The organism is Paenibacillus sp. A3, assembly GCF_001399685.1.
Taxonomy (GTDB): domain Bacteria; phylum Bacillota; class Bacilli; order Paenibacillales; family NBRC-103111; genus Paenibacillus_G.
Map to the genome: position 1 here is coordinate 1 of NZ_JTHN01000062.1, position 14,507 is coordinate 14,507.

16 protein-coding genes are annotated in these 14,507 nt (G+C 46.8%); all 16 read left to right on the forward strand.

Annotated elements, in window-relative coordinates:
- Positions 1-90 precede the first annotated feature (90 nt).
- Positions 91-1,245 (forward strand): sensor histidine kinase, encoded by a 1,155-nt coding sequence (locus tag QJ48_RS09065; protein ID WP_054973307.1) that lies wholly within the window; start codon positions 91-93, stop codon positions 1,243-1,245.
- Positions 1,246-1,250: 5 nt separating this feature from the next.
- Entirely contained in the window at positions 1,251-1,976 is a 726-nt protein-coding gene (locus QJ48_RS09070; RefSeq protein ID WP_054973308.1) for a response regulator transcription factor, read from the forward strand.
- An 88-nt stretch (positions 1,977-2,064) separates the two neighbouring features.
- Entirely contained in the window at positions 2,065-2,463 is a 399-nt protein-coding gene (locus tag QJ48_RS09075) for a hypothetical protein (protein WP_054973309.1), read from the forward strand.
- Between the two features lie 29 nt (positions 2,464-2,492).
- Entirely contained in the window at positions 2,493-4,355 is a 1,863-nt protein-coding gene (locus QJ48_RS09080) for a DEAD/DEAH box helicase (protein ID WP_054973310.1), read from the forward strand.
- A 17-nt stretch (positions 4,356-4,372) separates the two neighbouring features.
- Positions 4,373-5,152, forward strand: coding sequence for a ComF family protein (locus QJ48_RS09085; RefSeq protein ID WP_054973311.1), 780 nt, complete (start codon positions 4,373-4,375; stop codon positions 5,150-5,152).
- Positions 5,153-5,262: 110 nt separating this feature from the next.
- On the forward strand, positions 5,263-5,688 hold the full coding sequence (locus tag QJ48_RS09090) for a hypothetical protein (protein WP_054973312.1): 426 nt from the start codon (positions 5,263-5,265) through the stop codon (positions 5,686-5,688).
- A 70-nt stretch (positions 5,689-5,758) separates the two neighbouring features.
- Positions 5,759-6,043 (forward strand): flagellar biosynthesis anti-sigma factor FlgM, encoded by a 285-nt coding sequence (gene flgM, locus QJ48_RS09095; protein ID WP_237762858.1) that lies wholly within the window; start codon positions 5,759-5,761, stop codon positions 6,041-6,043.
- A gap of 20 nt (positions 6,044-6,063) precedes the next feature.
- On the forward strand, positions 6,064-6,564 hold the full coding sequence (locus QJ48_RS09100; RefSeq protein WP_054973314.1) for a flagellar protein FlgN: 501 nt from the start codon (positions 6,064-6,066) through the stop codon (positions 6,562-6,564).
- Positions 6,565-6,592: 28 nt separating this feature from the next.
- Positions 6,593-8,206, forward strand: coding sequence for a flagellar hook-associated protein FlgK (gene flgK / locus QJ48_RS09105; RefSeq protein WP_054973315.1), 1,614 nt, complete (start codon positions 6,593-6,595; stop codon positions 8,204-8,206).
- A 19-nt stretch (positions 8,207-8,225) separates the two neighbouring features.
- The gene (gene flgL / locus QJ48_RS09110; protein ID WP_082420421.1) at positions 8,226-9,122 is read left to right on the forward strand and encodes a flagellar hook-associated protein FlgL; all 897 of its coding nucleotides are present in this window, start codon (positions 8,226-8,228) and stop codon (positions 9,120-9,122) included.
- A 17-nt stretch (positions 9,123-9,139) separates the two neighbouring features.
- On the forward strand, positions 9,140-9,706 hold the full coding sequence (locus QJ48_RS09115; RefSeq protein WP_054973316.1) for a DUF6470 family protein: 567 nt from the start codon (positions 9,140-9,142) through the stop codon (positions 9,704-9,706).
- A gap of 56 nt (positions 9,707-9,762) precedes the next feature.
- Positions 9,763-10,191, forward strand: coding sequence for a flagellar assembly protein FliW (gene fliW, locus QJ48_RS09120; protein ID WP_054973317.1), 429 nt, complete (start codon positions 9,763-9,765; stop codon positions 10,189-10,191).
- Positions 10,192-10,220: 29 nt separating this feature from the next.
- Positions 10,221-10,418, forward strand: coding sequence for a carbon storage regulator (locus QJ48_RS09125; protein WP_309247927.1), 198 nt, complete (start codon positions 10,221-10,223; stop codon positions 10,416-10,418).
- 105 nt (positions 10,419-10,523) lie between these two features.
- On the forward strand, positions 10,524-11,339 hold the full coding sequence (locus tag QJ48_RS09130) for a flagellin (RefSeq protein ID WP_054973318.1): 816 nt from the start codon (positions 10,524-10,526) through the stop codon (positions 11,337-11,339).
- Positions 11,340-11,518: 179 nt separating this feature from the next.
- Positions 11,519-12,568: a glycosyltransferase gene (locus QJ48_RS09135; RefSeq protein ID WP_054973319.1), complete on the forward strand. Its 1,050-nt coding sequence runs from the start codon at positions 11,519-11,521 to the stop codon at positions 12,566-12,568.
- A 72-nt stretch (positions 12,569-12,640) separates the two neighbouring features.
- Positions 12,641-14,485 (forward strand): flagellar filament capping protein FliD, encoded by a 1,845-nt coding sequence (fliD, locus tag QJ48_RS09140; protein ID WP_054973320.1) that lies wholly within the window; start codon positions 12,641-12,643, stop codon positions 14,483-14,485.
- Positions 14,486-14,507: the final 22 nt, after the last annotated feature.

Genomic DNA, 14,507 nt, shown 5'->3' on the forward strand with positions numbered 1-14,507 from the left:
AATTAGTACTATAAGCTCTCACAATCTTCCGAAAATATGGTACTATATTGCTAGTACGTCCGAGAAAAATGGCGAAGGAGCTTTGTCCGGATGCAAGTCGACGTTTTTGACCGCGTCATCAGAAATGCCATTGATGTCATGGAAAACAGCAAGTACCAAATTTTTGAGATCTGTGAGAGCGTCCGGGCGGAGCGCGAAGCACTGAACAAGGAATTGCAGTCGGTGATTGAAGAAACGAGCCGCACGATCGATACGGTAGACCGCTTCGAGGTCGAGTATCGACGCTCCCGTGTTCGTTTGACCGAAGTGAGCCGCGATTTCAAGCGCTTCAATGAGGAAGATATTCGGGCGGCTTACGAGGCGGCCACCCAACTGCAAGCCCAGTTGGCCATTCACCGGGAAAAAGAGCTGCATTTGAAAGCAAGACGGGACGACCTGCAGAAACGGTTGAAAAATGTCGACAAACAGCTGGAACGGGCAGAGTCTTTAGTCTCTCAATTCAATGTAGTGCTCGAGTACTTATCCGGGGATCTCAATCAAGTGACACGTCTTCTGGAATCGGCCAAAAACCGGCAGCTGCTGGGTCTTAAGATCATTTTGGCACAGGAAGAGGAGCGAAAGAGAATTGCCCGGGAAATTCACGACGGCCTTGCGCAAAATATGGCAAACATGGTCCTTCGCACCGAAATTACCGAGCGCATGTTGGCCAAGCAGGCCTATAATGCCGTAAAAGATGAACTGAATGATTTGAAAACGGGTGTCAGGGGCGGGATTGAAGAGGTTCGCAAGATCATTTTCAATCTTCGTCCCATGGCGCTTGACGACCTCGGATTAGTCCCCACCTTGCGTAAGTTTGTGCAGGATTACGAGGAGAGAACGAAGATTCGCACCAGAATCGAACTGGTCGGAAAAGAAGTCCGCCTGCCATCCGGTATGGAAGTAGCGGTATACCGCTTGGTACAGGAAGCGTTCTCTAACGTCCTCAAGCACGCGGAAGCCTCCCATGTCTCACTGGAGCTTACGTTCCAGCAGCAGATGATGAAAATAACCGTATCCGATAATGGCGTTGGTTTCATCACCGACAATATCGACAAGAAGATTGCACGCGGCAGTCATTACGGCTTAATGGGCATGCGTGAGCGCGTAGAGCTGCTCGAGGGGCGAATGGACATCGAATCGGCGCCAGGGGCGGGAACAAAACTATCCATGGTCATCCCGATCAAGTCAGAATCCAAGGAGGAGTAATCAATATGGACATTATGGGCAGCGCCAAACGCCCGATTAAGCTGGTTTTAGCAGATGATCACCAGCTGTTTCGCGAGGGGGTCAAACGAATTTTAAATATGGAGAGCGATCTGGAAGTTGTCGGCGAATGCGGCGATGGCATTCAGGTACTGGAGCTCTGCAATACCCTGAACCCGGACATCGTCTTGATGGACATTAACATGCCTGTGGAGAACGGTGTCGTAGCAACGGAGAAATTGAAGGATATTTTTCCGGACATTAAAGTGATTATTCTTTCGATTCATGACGATGAGAGCTACGTTTTCGAAACGCTTCGCAAGGGGGCTTCCGGTTACCTGTTGAAAGACATGGAAGCGGAATCTTTAATCAACGCGATTCGATCGGTCGTGGCCGGGCATGCCTACATTCATCCGAAAGTGACCGGGAAGCTCATCAACCAGCTTCGGCGCATGACGTATTTGGACGAGCAGGGTGTAGCCGGTTCCGGCGCGACGTCGAAAGAAGCAGGCGTGAAGTACGTGCATATGGACAATAGCCCGTTGACCCGTCGGGAAGCGGAAGTACTTCGCTTAATGGCCGAAGGCAAAAGCAACAAGATGATCGGCGAGTTTCTGTTTATCAGCGAAAAAACGGTTAAAAATCATGTCAGCAGCATTTTGCAGAAGATGGAAGTTGACGATCGGACACAGGCGGTTATTATCGCCATTAAAAATGGCTGGGTGACACTGTAAGCGGTTTGCAAGTGCTATCCTTCTTCAAGCTTGGCAGGAACCATCTCCCTTTAATCGGCATATACTGCTGTTAAGGGAGGGAGCCGCTATGATGTTAGGCTTGGCTTGGATTATCGGTTGCTATGCCGCAGGGGTCGCCATCATCCATTGGCTCCATTGGCAGTGGAGGCGATACGGAAAGCCCCGAACGACGCATTATGTGCTGCAAACCTACAATAATCAGTTGCAGGTGGAGTGGTATCTTCGCTCGCTGTATTTTTTTTCATGGATGAAGGGCAAGGCGATATCGGTAACACTGGCGGATGAAGGTTCGACAGACGATACGCTGGAGATTGCCCGAAGGTTAAGTCTGGAGCATCAATTGAGCATCTGTACAATTGCGGAACGGGACTTGGAGGAATGGGTCCTGAAGCATGCAGATGAACAGGTGGTTGTGGTCCGGCTTAACCAAAACGAAGGTTTAGAAACCGCTTTCAAATGTATGTAATCATAAAAATAATTCGAACCAGGTGATTCATGAAAGCTTTCGTATATGCCGCAATGACGGCAGACGGTTGTTCCTGGCACGTTTCCTTGGATATGCGGGCCGACCGGGATTACTGGACGGATCTAGCCGGTGGCCGCTTCAAGCTGCGTGTGCTGGAACCCGCCTTATCGTTCGGACAAGCCTGTGAAATCAAGCGCAAGATGAAAGCATCTTCGTCCTCGTCAGACATGCTGCTAAGCTTGCGGTCGACTGCCCGTGAGATTGGCCTTCATCCGGAGGCCGTGGCAGATTGGAAGCTTTGGGATTGGGCCGGGATGGCGGAAGGGCTATCCGATGAAGCAAGAAACTTCGCAAATAGGACGATGAATGCCTTGTGCCTATCCCTGAAAGGCCGTTACCTGCTGATGGAAGAGTTTAGGGGCTTGATGCAGCATGAAGGAAGTCAAGCCGTGGCCGAATCGCCGGCATACTTTCTACAGCTCGCTTGGATTCAGGGCAGGATCGAGCTGGAAGCCGGGGTGGAGTTAGATCGAAGCGAAGGCCGGCGGTGGTCCTTGCTGCCCCAGGCGCTGAAAGGAAAGTGCAGGCGCTGCGGAAGCCAAGGAACGTTCGGAGGACAGGCAGGCGTCGAGGCATCGCCGGTTCGTTGGACGCATTGCGCGGCTTGTGGGGGCCCGTGCGCTTACTGTGAAGCTTGTTTGACCATGGGAAGATCGCGGTATTGTACTCCGATCGTTCGGATGAACAGTAGTTTTGATGCACACACTGTGCCACCGGCGGATGAAGACATGGAAGTTTACTTGCAAGCGTGGGGGCTTAGCGACGTGCAGGCGGAAGCGTCGGGTTTGGCGTTGCAATTTTTGAAAGCAAATAAGTCCCTTTCAAGGGAAAAGGCACAGGGTTCGGGTGCGCCACGGTTCCTCATTTGGGCTGTAACGGGAGCCGGGAAGACGGAAATGATTTTTCCGATGGTTCAATATACGTTGGCCAAGGGAGGCCGGGTTGCCATTGCTACTCCGCGTCGCGATGTTGTCTTGGAGCTGAAGCCAAGGCTGGAGAAAGCTTTTCCGCACACGAAGGTTGTCACCTTGTATGGCGGAAGCGAGCAGCGGTGGGAGCAGGGCGAGCTAACCTTAGCCACGACGCATCAGTTGATGCGATTCCGGCAAGCGTTTGATCTGGTCATTGTCGACGAAATCGACGCGTATCCGTACCATAATAATCCGATGCTGTTCTATGCCGCCGAGCAGGTATGCGCCTTAGGCGGAGCATACATTTTGCTGTCGGCGACGCCGCCGGAGGAACTGCAGCGTGCTGTAAAGCGCAATCGGCTGCCGCACGCCCGAGTAGCGGCAAGATACCATCGGCACCCGCTGCCCGAGCCATCGCTTCTCTCGTGCCCGCCTTTGCGGCAAATGCTGAGCCAGAACGGGCTGAACGGCAAGCTTAAGGGGCTCTTAGCCTCCTCATTGGAAAGGGGAGCGCAAGTCTTCGTCTTCGTCCCGAAAATCGCCATGGTCGAGCCGTTCGTCGCTTTGCTTCGGCAGTCGTTTCCTTCCGTCAACGTTAAGGGCACTTCTTCCAAAGACGCCGACCGTTCGCAAAAGGTCACCGATTTTCGCACAACCTTGATTCGGATGCTGGTCACTACGACCATCTTGGAGCGGGGAGTGACGATTCCGAAGTCGGATGTATTTATTCTTGATGCCGATTCCCCGGTGTTTGATTCGGCGGCGCTGGTGCAAATGGCGGGACGGGCGGGGAGATCCGCTCAAGATCCCCGAGGACGTGTGTATTTTGCGGCTAAAGAAAAAACACGCTCTCAAGCGCATGCCAGACGACAGATTACCGAAATGAACGTTATCGCGCGGAAGAAAGGATATATCGACTGAGAAATGGGGTACGAACGATGAGTTGGACCGAACAAGTCGGCAGGTGGATGCGTCGGCTTTTGAACGGGGCAGAATCGCTGTTGGCCTCTAATATGGAGCCTTGCGTCGCCTGCGGCGCGGCGAACGACGGTACCCGCAAGCTGCCGGTTTGTCGGCGCTGTTGGGAAGCGATCCCGTGGATCCACGAAGTCTGCTGCGCCAAATGCGGCCGTTACGAAGCTTGTCCCGACTGCCCCCGGCGAACTGATACATACTACGACCAGAACCGCAGCGCCGTTCGTTATAATGAACGAATGAAGGAATGGCTCGGGCAGTATAAATACCGGGGTCAAGAGTCGCTGCGCAGCGTACTCGGCCCGATGCTGCTGCACGCCTATCACTTGCATCGGCAAGGGCCGTCCGACGGTGCGGACTTCGGAAAGCCTGCCTCCGAGTTCATCTCTTATGTGCCCCTGAGTGAGCAGCGATATGCCGAACGCGGCTTCAACCAGGCCGAACAGCTGGCCTCCGAGCTGGGAAGGCTGACGGGCTTGCCTGTTCTTCCACTGCTGCTGCGAACGAGACATACGGACAAACAAAGCTTCAAAGGAAGAATGGAACGTTTGGACGATCTCCAAGGCGTGTTTGCGCTGGAACCGGGAGCTGCTTCCCAAGTGGCGGCAGCGTGCAGACAAGGGCGGGTGCGGGTTTATTTGATCGACGATGTGTACACGACCGGAAGTACGCTAAACGAATGCGCAAAGGCGATGAAGACAAGCCTTGCTCTAGAGGTTTGCGGCATTAGTTGGGCCAGATAAGTTCGTTTGCGGCAAACGTCCAAATTCCGACAAAAAATCAAGTGCAAACTTCGATCATTTCAGCTAAACTAGGAGTAATAGGCCTTGCTCTTGAGAGGAGTAGAATTAATATGAGTCTGAATGTAGCAAACTGCGACCGCTGCGGAAAAATCTACATGAAAAATAATTACGGTTTGTGTCCGAACTGCATTCGGGAGATGGAGAGGCAGTACGAGACATGTTTAAAATATTTGCGCGAGAACCGCGCTTGCTCGATACAAGAATTAAGCGATGCGACCGAGGTGCCAGTCAAACAAATCGTGAAGTTTATCCGTGAAGGACGCATTTCGATTAAAAATAACCCGAACATGACTTACGAATGTGACGTTTGCGGAGCGCAGATCCGCGAGCACAACATGTGTGAAGCCTGCCGGACGCGGTTGACGAAGGAAACACGAAACATGGCCGAAGACGAACAGCGCAAAAAGCAGATGGTCGAGCAAGAAAAGCATGCTTCTTTTCTTATTAAAGACCGCTTGCAGGATCGAACAAAATAACGAATACATCTAAACTTTTAAAATCCGCCCACCGATAAAAGTAATAACGCTGAATCGGTGGGTTTATTATGTGTTAATCGAGGTGAGTTTGATGAAAATTAATGGAACAAACCAGGTAGGTGCCGTGAATCAATATAAGAAGAATCAGGAAGCGCAGCAGGCATTTGCCGCAGGGAAGAAGCAAAAGCAAAAAGACCAGGTTGAGATATCCAGCGAAGCCAAAGAGCTTCTGGGAACGGAAGCAGCAGGAGCCAGCCGCGAAAAACTGGAAGAGCTCAAGCAATCTGTAAGCTCCGGGACGTACGCAGTCGATGCGCGCAAGCTAGCCGAGAAAATTTTCCCGTTTTTGAAATAATTTTTTGAAGGTGGAGAGCCATGTCTTTTGAAGCCGTGTTGCAGACCATGTCCGAACTGAATGATGTACATCTCACCTTGTTGGAGCTGGCGGAGCAGAAAAAGCATGCGCTTATCCACAATCAAGTGGAGCAGCTGACGCAAATTGTAACGAAAGAAAACAAGCTGCTCAAGCGAATCGGGGAATTGGACCAGCAGCGGGTGGATGCGATCGGTAATTTCTTAATCGAAAAAGGATACAAACCGAATCCGCGGGTGACGGTCAGCGATTTGACCAAGATTATTTTTAACGCCGAGGAGAAGCGAACCTTGGTCGATTCCCAGAAGCAGTTGCTGGCTACCATCCGCAAGCTGCGGGAGTACAATGAGTTAAATCAACAGATGATCGAGCAGTCGCTCGCGTTTATTAATTATTCGATAGATATCATGTCCGGTCCTGACGGAGATGAGCTGATTTATTCGAATCCTAATCAAACCACTTCGGGTTCGAATCGAAAAGGTTTATTTGATACCAAGGCATAATCAGATGCTGCGAAGGAGATGAGATTCCATGCGTTCCACCTTTACCGGTATTGAAATATCTAAACGTGCTTTATTCACGCAGCAAGCTGCTCTTACCACAACAGGACATAACATCTCGAATGCAAATACAGCGGGCTATTCCCGCCAGGTAGTAAATATGGTCGCTTCCAGACCGCTCGAATATCCGGGAATGATGCGTAGTAATGTTCCTGGGCAGATGGGACAGGGTGTAGAATTCACTTCGATCACGCGAATCCGCGAGAAGTTCTTGGACGACCAGTTCCGCAATGAAAACAAGCAGTTTGGGAATTACTCGATTCAAAATGATACGCTGGATAAGCTCCAAGCGATTGTAAACGAGCCAACGGATACGGGCATACGTTCCGTATTGGACAAGTTTTGGAAGTCGTGGACCGATCTTGCCAAGGACCCGGAGAACGTATCGGGACGCAAGCTTGTCCGGGAAAATGCAAATGCGCTGGCAGATGCTTTTAACGCGACCAGCAAGCAATTGAGCGATTTAAGTAATGATTTGACTAGTAATATTGATGTCAAAGCAAATCAAATCAATTCATTGACAACCACAATTTCCTCTTTGAATAACGAAATTTTCCGAATTGAAGGACTTGGAGATAATGCTAACGATTTGCGGGACCAACGCGACTTATTGACGGATCAATTGTCCAAAATCGTAAATATCTCTGTTGTTGAAACTCCGCAAGGATATACCATTAACATGGGGAATACCAACCTGGTTACAGGCCAAACCACGACCGCTGTTACCGCGGCTACACTTGCGACTGCTATGAACAGTGGGGATTTAAATAGCGGTGAGGTCTATGGCATGATCATTTCCAGAGATCGCTATGTTGCCGATTATCAGCAACAGTTGGATACACTTGCGAATTCCATCGCTAACGGCCAAGTTCAGATCACAATTCCAGCCGGGTCTGTTATTCCTGACGGTTCCGTATTGATGGTCCCCACCAATACTCCGACCGGCCCAACTCTTACACCGGTAACTTATTCTGGTCCCGTGGCTAGCCGTACATTGGCTTCCGATTTAACGGTTGTGGTTCAAGGGATCAACGGGTTGCATAAGCTGGGTTATACTTTTGCCACACCCGCTGCTAAGGGAGTAGATTTCTTTACGGCTAAGACGGGAACTGCGGTTACGGCAGCTACTTTCCAACTCAATCCGGTCATTGCTAACGATCCAAATTATATTGCTACCTCTTTGAGAACGACGGGGACAGCCCCGAATGAAACGGCAGTCAAAGGAAACAATACCTTAGCTCTGTTAATTTCGCAGCTGAAAGATTCGAAGTTTTCTTTTAACAATGGAGGAAACGCAAATGGTACGCCATCGATTATGAATGGCACCCTGGATGATTACTTCCGCTCCATTGTCGGTCAATTGGGCGTTCAAGCGCAAACCACTTCCCGCCAAACGGACAATCAAAAGGCGATGGTTGATCAAATTGAGGATAGACGGCAGTCCGTGAGCGGGGTCTCGCTTGATGAGGAAATGTCCAACATGATCAAATTCCAACATGCGTATGGCGCAGCCTCCCGATTTATGACGACCTTTGATCAGGTTCTCGATAAATTGATTAACAGCACCGGAGTAGTCGGTAGATAATAAGTAGGAGGTCAAGTCTATGCCATTGCGTGTTACCCAAAGCATGATGCATTCTCAGGTTCTTGGTAATATTACGAATAATTTAAGAGGAATGAGTAAGAATCAAGATATTTTGTCGACCGGCAGAAAAATTAATCAACCCTCTGATGATCCGGTAGGCATTACTTACGCATTGCGTTACCGCAGCGAATTGTCGATGAATGAGCAATATCAGAAAAATGTGGATATGGCTAAATCTTTTTTAGATCATACGGATACCGTAATGGGCCAAATCGGAGAGTTGCTGCAAAGAGCGAAGGAGCTGACAACCCGGGGGGTGAACGGTACCAATCCGCAATCTGCGTTGGATGCTATCGCTCAAGAGATGGGGCAGATCTATGAACATGCGGTTACGCTTGGAAACGATAAAATGAACGGGAAGTATATTTTTAACGGACAATTTACTGACAAGCAACCGTACACCTTAGCAAATGCGGCGGCAGACCAAACCGATACGAAACTTATTAATTTTCAATTCGGAGCAGGGATCACGCTTCCTATTAATGTTACTGGGGAACAGGCGTTTGGATCTCCTTCAGATGGGGATAATATGTTCGCTGTCTTGAAAGGAATCCAAAATGCATTTGCTTCAGGGAACAAAACACAAGCCGAGGCATTGATGGATAAGCTGGATACACGTCTTACCAAGTTTTTGGATATGAGAGCAGAGGTTGGGGCGAGGGTGAATCGTGTTGATTTAGTTGAAAATCGCTTGGAAGATTTAACCCAAAACTTGACTTCGTTAGACAGCAAGGTAGAGGATGCGGACATTGCAAAGACAATTACCGATTTGAAACAGTATGAAAATATTTACCAGGCGTCTCTTTCCGTTGGCGCCAAAATTGTCCAACCAAGCTTGTTGGATTATTTGAGATAAGATAGGAGTGATGTTCTATGAACTTGCTCCGCCTGTCAATTCAGCAAACCTTGGGTCAGATCGGCATGCAAACTCAGAATGCTTCTACTGATATGAGGTCTCCCAGAGGGCAATTATCGATTGAACAGCATCCGGCACAAATGGATTTTCATTCTGAGCCAGGCGAATTGCGCATCGATTCGTCGGCAGCTTGGGCTGCTTTAGGATCTGGTCCACATATGGAGTGGATGAATTCTATTTACAGCCAAGCTCCCGGTATTGCGCTGCAGGGAATAGCCAGAATTGTTGAAAACGGCAATCGCATGGCTCAAATTCATAATCCGCGCAACGCCTTTGCGGAACTAGCCCAGAATGCTTTTTCAAATGAGAGTTCTGTAGAATACGTCGGTCCGGCTTCGAATATGAATGTGAAAATTCAATATGAAGCAAAACCGGCTGTAACCAATATCGAAGCTCGTAAAGCGGACATTCAATACACGCCGATGAAACCCGAGATTCGCTACAATCCGGGACGGGTCAATATCTATATGAGACAAATGAATTCGATCGATATACAAGTAACGACCTATGATTGGTATAAATAATTATTCTAAGGCTATAGCTAATGCTATAGCCTTCAATACTTGAAAGGGGCCACATTATGCTCGAACATTTGAATGGTAAAATAATTAACTTTCATGGGAGTATCCTCGCTTTTGAAGGGTTAAATGAATTTGTTTTTAATTATATTGAAGGAAGCGACTTGGGATACTTAAGCAGTGTTCAGGACGAAAAAATTGGTTTTGTTATCGCTGTTCCATTTGAATATTTTAAAGAATATACGTTTGAATTGAACGAAGATGACGTGGCTAGGTTGGAGTTACATTCTGAACGGGATGTTCTCATCTTATCTATTGTTACCCTTAGGGAACCTTTCCAAGAATCTACAATGAATTTGCTTGCTCCGCTTGTTATCAATGTCCGAAATCTCAAAGGGTACCAAATCATTCTGCCTCCTAGCTATGAATATGAAATAAAAACTCCACTTTACCCAAAAGAGAGACAAGAAAGTGGTGAGAAAAAATGTTAGTTCTATCCCGAAAAAAGGGACAGTCCATCATGATTAACGGAAATATTGAAATTTATGTTGTTTCCATTGAGGGTGAACAGATCAAATTAGGAATTAAGGCGCCGAGTGATATTAAAGTTTACAGAAAGGAACTACTAGAAGCGATTGAAGCGAGTAATAAGGAAGCCATTTCAGTGAAGTTTGATATTAACGAAATAAAAAAAATAGTAAAAAACTTAGAAAAATAAAAAAAAGCACTAAACATCTCTAACTAAACAGCCGATATAGAAAATGTAGGAGCAAAGCCCTACTCCACAAGGAAGTGGAACAAACATTCAGGGAGGAAATTACCAATGATTATTAACCACAATCTTAATGCAATGAACGCACACCGCAACATGACTATGAACAACATCGCGCAAGGTAAATCCAGCGAGAAGCTTTCTTCCGGTTATCGCATTAACCGTGCAGCTGACGATGCAGCAGGCTTGTCGATCTCCGAAAAAATGCGTACGCAAATCCGCGGCTTGAACCAAGCAGGAGCAAACGCTCAAGACGGCGTTTCCCTCGTACAAACAGCAGAGGGCGCAATGAACGAAGTTTCCGACATGCTGACTCGTATGAAAGAACTCGCAGTAAAAGCAAGCAACGGAACGTACAACACTTCCGACTTGAAAGCAATGGACGAAGAGTTCAAAGCTCTGAGCAATGCGATCGACGACATTGCGAACAAAACGACGTTCAACGGTATCACCATGTTGAACCAATCTACTCCTGCGGCTATCAGCATTCAAATCGGCAACAACAAAGGCGACTCGGTTGCGATCACATCCCAGAACATCACCAAAACAGGTCTGGGCATTGATTCGGCAAACGTTACAACAAGTACTAATGCAGCTGACGCTCTGAAAACAATCGACGATGCAATCGGCAAAGTTAACACTGCACGTTCTGAGTTCGGTGCCGTACAAAACCGTCTGGAGCATGTATATAACAACTTGTCGACAACATCCGAGAACCTGCAAGCTGCCGAATCCCGTATCCGCGATACCGATATGGCAAAAGAAATGATGAACTACACGAAGCTGAACATCCTGCAACAAGCATCCAACTCGATGCTGGCTCAAGCAAACCAAGCTCCTCAAGGCGTTCTCCAGCTGCTTCGTTAATCCTTAACCAGGATAAAAGCACCTATTCCGGTTCGTTTATTACGAATCGGAATAGGTGTTTTTTTACCATACGGTTTTTTAACCCTTCAATATAATTGAGCGACATTATAACAATATCCCGCCAGCATACCGATAATAAGTATAAATAGCTTTCAGAAGACTTGCGGCAGGAGGAGTTTATGAATATCAGCGTCTGCCTTATTGTAAAAGATGAGGAGCTTAACATAGAAAGGGTGCTAAAAAGCATCCCGTCGCCGTTCGAAGTTATTATTTACGATACAGGATCAAGAGATCGCACGGTACAAATCGCGGAAAAATATAATGCGGTTATAAAACAAGGGGAATGGAACGATGATTTTGCCCAGGCCAGAAACCAATCCGTTTCTTGGGCAACAGGCGAGTATATTCTTATCTTAGACGCGGATGAAGAGCTTCCACCTGATGCTGAGGCGAAGCTGAGTCAATTTATCACAGAACATCCCGGTCAAGCGGGAACCGTAGTTCTAGAAAATATAATGGAAAATGATTCGGCCCGGCATAGGATGATTCGTTTTTTTCCTAACAGACCTTCGTTTCGCTTCAAAGGGATCGTTCATGAACAGTTGTACGAGAACGATCTACCGGCAAGTTTTAAAGATACCGGGCTTTTAGTTAAACACTATGGATATACCAAAAAAGAATATCATGAAAAAGATAAGTTTAACCGGTATCTAACGCTTTACCAAAAAGCACTGGATGAACGGCAGGACGAAGGATACATGCTTTACCAAATAGGGAAGCTCTACAATTCCCTCGAGCAGTATAAGGAAGCGGAGCATTATTTGAAGAGAAGCTTAACTTATAAGGAAGAAAATCAGCTTTACCATCCTCCAATGCTCGTATTGCTAGGTTACACGCTTAAGGAACTGGGCCGCAGCAAGGAAGCTGCCGACCTTCTTGCGAGATATGGAGACGTCTATAAGGACTTTCCTGATTTATTTTTTCTACTGGGTCTACTTGCTATGGATACAGGGGAAATTCATATTATAGAACCAAGCTTCAAAGAAGCTTTAAGAATTGGCGAAACCCCAAAATATACCTCGGTGCTGGGGACAGGGTCTTTTAAAGCGGCATACAATCTGGGGGTCTACTACGAAATTCTTGGCTTTAAGGATAAGGCTAAGGAATACTATAGGCTTGCAGCTTCGTGGGGTTACGACCCTGCTCTCATACGCTTGAAAAATATATAATTTTCTGTCTAAATAAATCGCAGGAATTTTTCGATAAATATAATAAGGAATATGATAAGAGGAGAGTGGAACATGCCAGTACGTATTGGTGGAATGGCGTCGGGATTAGATATCGATAAATTAGTAAGCGACTTAATGAAAGCGGAAAGAATGCCTTTAGAAAAAATCAAAAAAACAAAAACAAAAACAAACTGGAGCATGGATCTGTACCGTGAGGTTAACTCAAAGCTTGCTGGACTACGCTCGACGGTGGGCGATTTGAGGTTCGCAGGCGACTGGAAGCAATCTGCCGCGACATCTTCGAATGAAAGTTATATTTCGGTAACGACAAGCAGTACAGCAAATCCAGCGACTCATGTCATAACAGTCAGCCAATTGGCAACAGGGGCTACTAAATCAAGTACGGGTGCGATGACAAAACAACCACCTGCCCCGGTTACAGCAAATACAGCTCCTACGACTACCACAATCGATGCTACGAATAATCAGTTCGATGTAACGTTAAATGGGGTAAGAAAAACAATAACTTTAGATCAAAAAAGTTATGCATCAACTACCGATTTAGCTCAGCAGATCCAAACCAAATTAAATGATGCATTTGGATACAACAAAATAACAGTTAGCGATTCAGGGGGCAAAATCTCTTTCAACCCTGTATCGGCTGTGGTAGACGGCAGTACGTCTTATCAGCCGCAGCTCGTGTTGGAAGCTACTTCTCCAACGAATAGCGGGTACTCAAATCTGGGCTTTACAGGAAGCCGGACTGCTTTCAAGGTAGACGCTAATTCGAAATTAAGTGATATTGCTTCAAAGTTCGATACACCACTAAATGTATCGGGTACTAGTTACAGCTTTACCATAAACGGGCAGCAAATTACTTACAATGGTGATGACAGCATTTCCACAATAATGGGCAAAGTTAATGCTTCTGCTGCCGGGGTATATATGTCCTATGACGAGACGACCGACAAGGTATCTTTTCTTACTAAGGATACTGGCGGGACGGCGCAAGTTAATATTTCCGGAGATACTGGCGGGCTGTTAGCTTCTCTTAAATTGGATTCGCAAGTCGTAACCGGTCAAGATGCAAAAGTTACAATCGATGGAAATACAACTTATAGGAGCAGCAATTCCTTTACAATCGATGGGGTTACCTATAATCTAAAACAACCGACGGGCGCAACGCCTGTTACGGTATCCGTTAGTAATGATATAAACGGAATTGTCGATAAGATTAAGAACTTTGTTTCCAAGTATAACGAAACGATCGAGTTTATGAACAAAAGAACGTCCGAAAACAGGTATCGTGGCTACGATCCATTAACCGATGACCAGAAGAAAGATATGAAAGAGGCAGACATCAAGGCCTGGGAAGACAAAGCAAAAAGCGGGTTATTGAAAAGTGATCCTACTGTTGAAAGAGCGTTAAGTAGATTAAGGGAATTAACGGGGATTACATCGGTAAGTGGGATCCAAGAAGCCTATAACTCCTTCGCCAAAATCGGAATTACTACGATGCCTTATGATGCCAAAAATACCCAAAATTCCGGTAAACTCGTTATAGATGAAAAAATGCTAAAAGAAGCTTTGTCAAAAGATCCCGATAATGTGATCGCCATGTTTACAAATACCCCTGCATCAAGTACCGATGAAAAGGGTAAGGGGATCATGCGTAGAGTTTATGACCAATTGTCTTCGAGTATTGATGATTTGGTTAAAAGAGCGGGTACCGTTGGCGGCATCACAAATGATATTAACACGGATCTTGGGTCCGTTATGAAGAAAATGGAAGAACAAATAAGCCGTTTTGATGTGAAACTAAAGAAAAAAGAAGATTTCTACTATGCAAAGTTCTCGGCAATGGAGAAAGCAATCCAAAAAAGTAATACAACATTGGGATACTTGTCTCGTTTATAATGGCAAGGAGGTAGATAGAGTA

Coding starts and splice junctions, on each gene's coding strand:
- flgL (WP_082420421.1), top strand. CDS start 8,226: ATGCCATTGCGTGTTACCCAAAGCATGATGCATTCTCAGGTTCTTGGT.
- QJ48_RS09075 (WP_054973309.1), top strand. CDS start 2,065: ATGATGTTAGGCTTGGCTTGGATTATCGGTTGCTATGCCGCAGGGGTC.
- QJ48_RS09125 (WP_309247927.1), top strand. CDS start 10,221: ATGATTAACGGAAATATTGAAATTTATGTTGTTTCCATTGAGGGTGAA.
- QJ48_RS09100 (WP_054973314.1), top strand. CDS start 6,064: ATGTCTTTTGAAGCCGTGTTGCAGACCATGTCCGAACTGAATGATGTA.
- QJ48_RS09135 (WP_054973319.1), top strand. CDS start 11,519: ATGAATATCAGCGTCTGCCTTATTGTAAAAGATGAGGAGCTTAACATA.
- QJ48_RS09065 (WP_054973307.1), top strand. CDS start 91: ATGCAAGTCGACGTTTTTGACCGCGTCATCAGAAATGCCATTGATGTC.
- QJ48_RS09090 (WP_054973312.1), top strand. CDS start 5,263: ATGAGTCTGAATGTAGCAAACTGCGACCGCTGCGGAAAAATCTACATG.
- fliD (WP_054973320.1), top strand. CDS start 12,641: ATGCCAGTACGTATTGGTGGAATGGCGTCGGGATTAGATATCGATAAA.
- QJ48_RS09115 (WP_054973316.1), top strand. CDS start 9,140: ATGAACTTGCTCCGCCTGTCAATTCAGCAAACCTTGGGTCAGATCGGC.
- fliW (WP_054973317.1), top strand. CDS start 9,763: ATGCTCGAACATTTGAATGGTAAAATAATTAACTTTCATGGGAGTATC.
- QJ48_RS09080 (WP_054973310.1), top strand. CDS start 2,493: ATGAAAGCTTTCGTATATGCCGCAATGACGGCAGACGGTTGTTCCTGG.
- flgK (WP_054973315.1), top strand. CDS start 6,593: ATGCGTTCCACCTTTACCGGTATTGAAATATCTAAACGTGCTTTATTC.
- QJ48_RS09085 (WP_054973311.1), top strand. CDS start 4,373: ATGAGTTGGACCGAACAAGTCGGCAGGTGGATGCGTCGGCTTTTGAAC.
- QJ48_RS09130 (WP_054973318.1), top strand. CDS start 10,524: ATGATTATTAACCACAATCTTAATGCAATGAACGCACACCGCAACATG.
- QJ48_RS09070 (WP_054973308.1), top strand. CDS start 1,251: ATGGACATTATGGGCAGCGCCAAACGCCCGATTAAGCTGGTTTTAGCA.